This is a genomic window from Candidatus Thiosymbion oneisti (assembly GCF_900092655.1).
Classification (GTDB): domain Bacteria; phylum Pseudomonadota; class Gammaproteobacteria; order Chromatiales; family Chromatiaceae; genus Thiosymbion; species Thiosymbion oneisti.
In genome coordinates, this window is sequence record NZ_FLUY01000943.1 from 1 (window position 1) to 5785 (window position 5785).

General features: G+C 58.6%; 5 protein-coding genes and 1 pseudogene. 5 read left to right on the forward strand and 1 reads right to left on the reverse strand.

Annotation, left to right across the window (positions count from 1 at the left end):
- Positions 1-329: 329 nt before the first annotated feature.
- The 4 genes from BQ17_RS09600 to BQ17_RS09615 all read left to right on the forward strand — a co-directional run bounded on the left by BQ17_RS09600 (position 330) and on the right by BQ17_RS09615 (position 4295).
- A complete protein-coding gene (locus BQ17_RS09600; protein ID WP_439645662.1) occupies positions 330-1547 on the forward strand; it encodes an argininosuccinate synthase in 1218 nt (405 codons plus the stop codon).
- Positions 1548-1579: 32 nt separating this feature from the next.
- The gene (locus BQ17_RS09605) at positions 1580-2209 is read left to right on the forward strand and encodes a histidine phosphatase family protein (protein ID WP_089726522.1); all 630 of its coding nucleotides are present in this window, start codon (positions 1580-1582) and stop codon (positions 2207-2209) included.
- A 248-nt stretch (positions 2210-2457) separates the two neighbouring features.
- Positions 2458-3258, forward strand: a complete 801-nt coding sequence (locus BQ17_RS09610; RefSeq protein WP_176722369.1) for a PD-(D/E)XK nuclease family protein — start codon at positions 2458-2460, stop codon at positions 3256-3258.
- Positions 3259-3293: 35 nt separating this feature from the next.
- Positions 3294-4295 carry an efflux RND transporter periplasmic adaptor subunit gene (locus BQ17_RS09615; protein WP_089726526.1) on the forward strand — a complete coding sequence of 334 codons (1002 nt, stop codon included), beginning with the start codon at positions 3294-3296 and terminating at the stop codon, positions 4293-4295.
- 233 nt (positions 4296-4528) lie between these two features.
- Here the strand turns inward: BQ17_RS09615 and BQ17_RS09620 are convergent.
- Positions 4529-4825: pseudogene (locus BQ17_RS09620) on the reverse strand (transposase); the annotation flags it as partial.
- A gap of 383 nt (positions 4826-5208) precedes the next feature.
- Here BQ17_RS09620 and BQ17_RS09625 point away from each other — a divergent pair.
- Positions 5209-5445 (forward strand): hypothetical protein, encoded by a 237-nt coding sequence (locus BQ17_RS09625; protein ID WP_089726528.1) that lies wholly within the window; start codon positions 5209-5211, stop codon positions 5443-5445.
- Positions 5446-5785: the final 340 nt, after the last annotated feature.

A 5785-nucleotide genomic window follows, 5' to 3' on the forward strand; every position in this document is an offset into this window, starting at 1 on the left:
CTGATTATGTGTCGGGTCCGCGGTGCGGACCGCTGGGATGTTGCGGCCATCCAGCCTGTGAAAACCATTGGTTAGTGTAGATAACAACCGGAAAGAGAACCACGGATGAACACGGATCGACACGGATTGGTCTCCATCCGTGTCGATCCGTGTCTATCCGTGGTTCAAGATAGCGAGGATTAGATCGTTTGTTAATTGAGAATACCCCCTAGCAATATCGATCGAAACTAGGTACTACAGGTCCGCACAGCGGACGACAGGAACTTGTTATCTCGAGCGATAACATAATACGCTCCCGAAAGATCCTTAAACGTCGGAGTCATTCAATCGTGCGCAACAAGATCAAGAAAGTGGTGTTGGCCTACTCCGGTGGTCTGGATACCTCCGTTATCCTCAAGTGGCTGCAGGAGCATTACGGCTGCGAGGTGGTCACCTTCACCGCCGATATCGGTCAAGGTGAAGAGCTCGAACCCGCCCGGGCCAAGGCCGCGGCCGCGGGGATCAAAGAGATCTATATCGAGGATCTGCGCGAGGAGTTCGCGCGCGCGTTCGTCTATCCCATGTTTCGCGCCAATGCCGTCTATGAGGGCGAGTATCTGCTCGGGACCTCCATCGCCCGGCCCCTGATCGCCAAACGCCTGGTGGAAATCGCCGATGAAACCGGTGCCGATGCCATTGCCCATGGCGCTACCGGCAAGGGTAACGACCAGGTCCGCTTCGAGCTCGGCGCCTATGCCCTCAAGCCGGATGTGAAGATCATCGCGCCTTGGCGGGAGTGGGACCTGCTGTCCCGGGAAAGGCTGCTGGCCTACGCCGAGTCCCAGGGTATTCCCGTGGAGATGAAGCGCGCGGGTTCCAAATCCCCTTACTCGATGGACGCCAACCTGCTGCATATCTCCTACGAAGGCAATGACCTGGAGGACCCCTGGACCGAGCCGGCCGCCGACATGTGGCGCTGGACCCGCTCGCCCGAGCAGGCCCCGGACCGGCCTACTTACCTCGAGCTGACCTTCGAGGGCGGGGACATCCTGGCCCTGGACGGTGAGCGATTGACACCCGCCGGGATTCTCGCCGCGCTCAACCGCATCGGCGGCGAGCATGGTATTGGTCGCAACGACATCGTGGAGAATCGTTACGTGGGGATGAAGTCCCGCGGTTGTTACGAAACCCCCGGCGGGACCATCATGCTGAAGGCCCATCGGGCCATGGAGTCCCTGACCCTAGACCGGGAGGCGGCGCAGCTGAAGGACGAGCTCATGCCCCGCTATGCCAAGCTGGTCTACAACGGCTACTGGTTCACGCCGGAACGCGAGATGCTCCAGGCCGCCATCGACCGCACCCAGCAGGTGGTCAATGGACAGGTGCGCCTGAAGCTCTACAAGGGCAATGTCATGGTCGTGGGCCGCAGGTCCGAGACCAACAGCCTGTTCGATGCGTCCCTCGCCACCTTCGAAGAGGATGCCGGGGCCTACGACCAGGGCGACGCTACCGGCTTCATCCGGCTCAACGCCCTCCGGTTGCGGGTCGCGGGGCGACAAGGGAGGTGAGCACGCGTAACCAGGTCAGTCCTTGACCTACCATGTCCACGCGCATCACCCTTATCCGTCACGGTGAGACGGACTGGAACGCCGAAGGGCGCCTCCAGGGTCACCTCCAGGTTCCGCTGAACCGGCGTGGCCGGGCCCAAGCCGAGGCCCTCGCCACCTGTCTGCAAGACACCGGCTTCGATGCCGTCTACAGCAGTGATCTGCTGCGTGCCCTCCAGACCGCCTGGACGATCGTCCGCTACAACGGGCAGCAGGTTCGCGCCGATGCACGCCTGCGCGAATGGGACCTGGGGGTGCTGGTGGGGCTGAGTCGGGCCCAGGCGGAACGGGATCAACCGCACGCCACCAGGATTCGGCGCGAGCATCTGGTGGACGAGCCCATACCCGGCGGCGAAAGCCTCCGCCAGCGGTTCGAACGGGTGACCGGGGTGGTCGCGGAGATCGCCGCGCGCCACCGGGGGGAATGCGTCCTGGTGGTGAGCCACGGCGGCCCCCTGGGGGATTGCTACCGCCGTGCGGTCGGGAAAGGAATCGAGGAACGGATGCGGATCGACCTGCGCAACGCCACCATCAACCGGATTGACATCGATGGGGACGACTGGACGGTGAGATCCTGGGCCCGGACCGAGCATCTCGCTGCCGTTGGCTTGCTGCCAAGCTGACGCAGCCTTCCCTCACCCCAACCGATGCGGTTGGAGCCTGAGAGTCGGAAGAAGCACCACGAACGGACACGAATTGGTGTGCATTCGTGGTTCTTAGAAGCTATCTGATTAGGCGAACTTGAATTTTTCGAGGTATCCTTCTGATGGTGATCGTTCATGCCGTAGAAATCCTATATTGTCACTTCATTGCGAAAGATGATGCGGGTGTATGGGCTTCGGCATGAATCCATAATTGACGGAGGTCTGCCATGACCGGATTAGTGACAGAAGAGGAAATGATTCGCTCTATTCGCGGCCATCTCCCGCAGCTGCTACGCAGCGATCCATCGCTGGGTGACTATATTCTAAGTGTTACCCGTGAACATTTCCCCACTAAGGTGGAGACGGAGGACCGGTTTACCCGGATGCTGAATGAATTGGCACGGGATCGGGAGGCGCAAAGCCGTAAATGGGACGAACAAAACCGTAAATGGGAGGAACAAAACCGCAAATTGGATGGACAAAACCGCAAATGGGACGAACAAAACCGCAAATGGGACGAACAAAACCGCAAATGGGACGAACAAAACCGCAAATGGGAGGAACAAAAGGAGGAGAATAGACGCAACTGGGAAGAGTCGAATCGGCGCTTCGATGCAATGAATAAGCGAATCGATCGCTCACTCGGCGCACTGGGATCACGTTGGGGCACCCAATCGGAACGGGCCTTCCGCGATGCACTGGCCGCCATCCTGGTGGAGAGCTTCGAGGTGGAGGTAATCAATGTAAACGAGTTCGACGATGAGGGCGAGGTCTTCGGGCGACCGGATCAGGTCGAGCTCGACGTGATCATTAAAAACGGCCTGTTGATTCTCTGTGAACTCAAGTCGTCGATGAGCAAATCCGACATGCATACCTTCGAGCGCAAGGTTCGCTTTTATGAGCGGCGTCATAAAAGGCAGGCAACCCGCATGATCGTGGTATCGCCCATGATCGATGATCGGGCGCGTCAGGTCGGTGAACACTTGGGTATCGAGCTGTATCCCGATTCGCTGGATGTGCCGGTGTAGCGGGAAATAGCGGAAATAGGGACAGACAAAGCACAATGGCATTCAAGGCCCTATGGCTGGCGGCCATGGTGGCCGGGTCCGGCGTCGCGGCGGAGCCGGGCGTCCATCTCGCCACCGCCGAGCCTGCGCTGCGGGAGGTGACCCTCACCGGGTTCACCCGGGCGCGCGCCGAGCTGCCGCTCGCGACCGAGACCGCAGGCAGGGTGATCGCGGTCGCCTATGACATCGGTGAGACCATCGGTAAGGACGGGATCTTCGCGCGTCTGGACGCTACCTTCATCGAGCTGGAGCTGGCGGAGGTCGAGATCCGGCAGGAACGCCTCCGCACCCGGGTCGCCTATGATCGGCGGGAGGTCAAACGCCACACCGAGCTGGCCCGCCGGGACCACACCTCTGCCTCCCAGCTCGATGCCCTGGAGCAGGCCCTGCGGGACAATGGTTACGAGCTGCAGGTCTTAGGGAACAGGCAGAAGGTGCTCCAGGAGCGTCTGCTGCGGACCCGCATCCGCGCCCCCGCCGGCTGGCGGATCACCCGCCGCAACCTGGAGCCGGGCCAGTGGGTGCAGGAGGGGGAAAACGTCGGTGCGGCCGCGGACTTCACCACCCTGATCGTACCCTTCGCCCTCACTCCGGACCAGTATGGGACCCTGACCGACTCCGACCACGCCGGGCTACGCCTGCATCTGCCGGATCTGAAACAGGACGTGGCCGCGTCCATCTATCGCACCTATCCCGGATTCGACCCGGTTACCCGCAAGATTGCCGTGGATCTGGCGCTCCATGACCGGGTCGAGCCCCATCGCGGCGGCCTGCGGGCGCGGCTCGGTCTGCGGCTCCCGGAACGTACCGGGGCCGTGACCCTGCCCATTGCGGCGGTGGAGCATAGCCACGAGGAGCTTTGGGTCACCCGGGAGGACGGCCAGCGCCTCCGCGTCATATTGCTCGGGAATAACCAGGGGCCTGACGGCGAGTACCTGCGCGTGGCCGCGCCGGACCTGGCGCCGGGACAGCGCTTCCGGTTGCTGCGTGAGGACTAGCACATCATTTCAACTTATATTGCGGGTATAATCGCCTAAGCTTGACTATGTGTCTCCTCCGAGAAGTTTGCAATATTAGTCGAAATTATGTACTAGGGTGTGTTGACATTTAAGCCAGGCAGATCAAGATCGAGGCGCTCGCCACGAACGCGAGGTAGCGCCCGTCCAGCTTATCGTAGCGCGTGGCGATGCGCCGCAAGTGTTTGATGCGATTGAAAAAGCGTTCAACGAGCCCGAATCACGGTGCTATCGATGACAACTTCTTCAACATCAGAATCCTTTGCCAACGCCTCGAACACCTCGGACCACACGCCATGCTTGTGCCAACGGGCGAATCGCTGATACCCGCTATTCCAGTTTCCAAATGCTGCGGGAAGCTCGCGCCACGGGGCGCCCGAGCGGGCCAGCCACAGGATCACCTCGACAAACAGTCGGTTGTCGCGACCGGTCCGTCCGCGGTCTGATGCCTTGCCTGGCAACCGGTGCTGGATCCGTTCCCATTGGTCGTCACGCAAATTCAGGCGAACCATTTCTACACCCCTAAATAGCTGAGTTGGGCGTAGTCTATCGGGTTAAATGTCGACAGGACCTAGCCCTGCATCGAAAAAATAAAGTGCTATACTTCTTATATGACACTCTCATTGTTTTATCGGCAAAATAAAACATAAAAAATAATCCTTATTTTCTCAATAGTTATAATTATTATATCTTCGTGATAGCTAATATAATGATATTAAAATCATATAATAAGCGCCTTTAATAAGCACCTTAAAAAATATGATTTTCATCAACGGCACACTTGAATAATCAATAGGTTAGATTCGCTTAATCGGTGAAAACACCTATTTTTCAAGGTGCCCTGAATATATCGGTGCTGTATGAACAGTATCGAGGCTACGCGCGGGAGAAACCCATGAGAAACGAGCTAAGACATATTGTGGCCACGGCCCTCGGCGTGATCGTCTTTATGTTCCTGCTGATGTCTGCGATCGCTCTTCTCTCGTCCGGCAAGGTATTCGATAATGCCGTTGAGTCGAGAGGGGAGTCAGTGTCCGGATCGGCAAACGAATCGTTGCTGCAGGAATTACCGAGGAAGATCGGACCCAGTGACACACTAACGGAAGAAACCCTGGCAGCGGTCGTCAAGTGACCACACACCGAGCCCCAGGTGCAACCCGGTCCGGATCTTCCTGCATCTTCAACCAGTTGCGGCAGTCAAACCGAGTGCTTGATCCCTGGATCGCGGCAAGTGTCGCCTTTTGCGACACTCGCAGGGGGAGGGAGGTTGAGGGGCTTCGGAAAGATTTATATGCGCTCGCCCGATGATTGAGTGGTGACCACTGCAACAAAGCCAACAGTCGAGTGGAGTTGCCGGAATCTTGTCGCCGGGAGTTCCGCATCCAGCGGGTCTAGGAGGCTGTCTAAAAACTAACATATTGATTTCAAAGCGGTAGGCTGGGTCGAGGGACGAGACCCAGCAAGCCAGACTT

Excerpts from the sequence above, each read along its gene's own strand:
- BQ17_RS09605 (WP_089726522.1), top strand. The coding sequence starts at position 1,580 with ATGTCCACGCGCATCACCCTTATCCGTCACGGTGAGACGGACTGGAAC.
- BQ17_RS09610 (WP_176722369.1), top strand. The coding sequence starts at position 2,458 with ATGACCGGATTAGTGACAGAAGAGGAAATGATTCGCTCTATTCGCGGC.
- BQ17_RS09615 (WP_089726526.1), top strand. The coding sequence starts at position 3,294 with ATGGCATTCAAGGCCCTATGGCTGGCGGCCATGGTGGCCGGGTCCGGC.
- BQ17_RS09625 (WP_089726528.1), top strand. The coding sequence starts at position 5,209 with ATGAGAAACGAGCTAAGACATATTGTGGCCACGGCCCTCGGCGTGATC.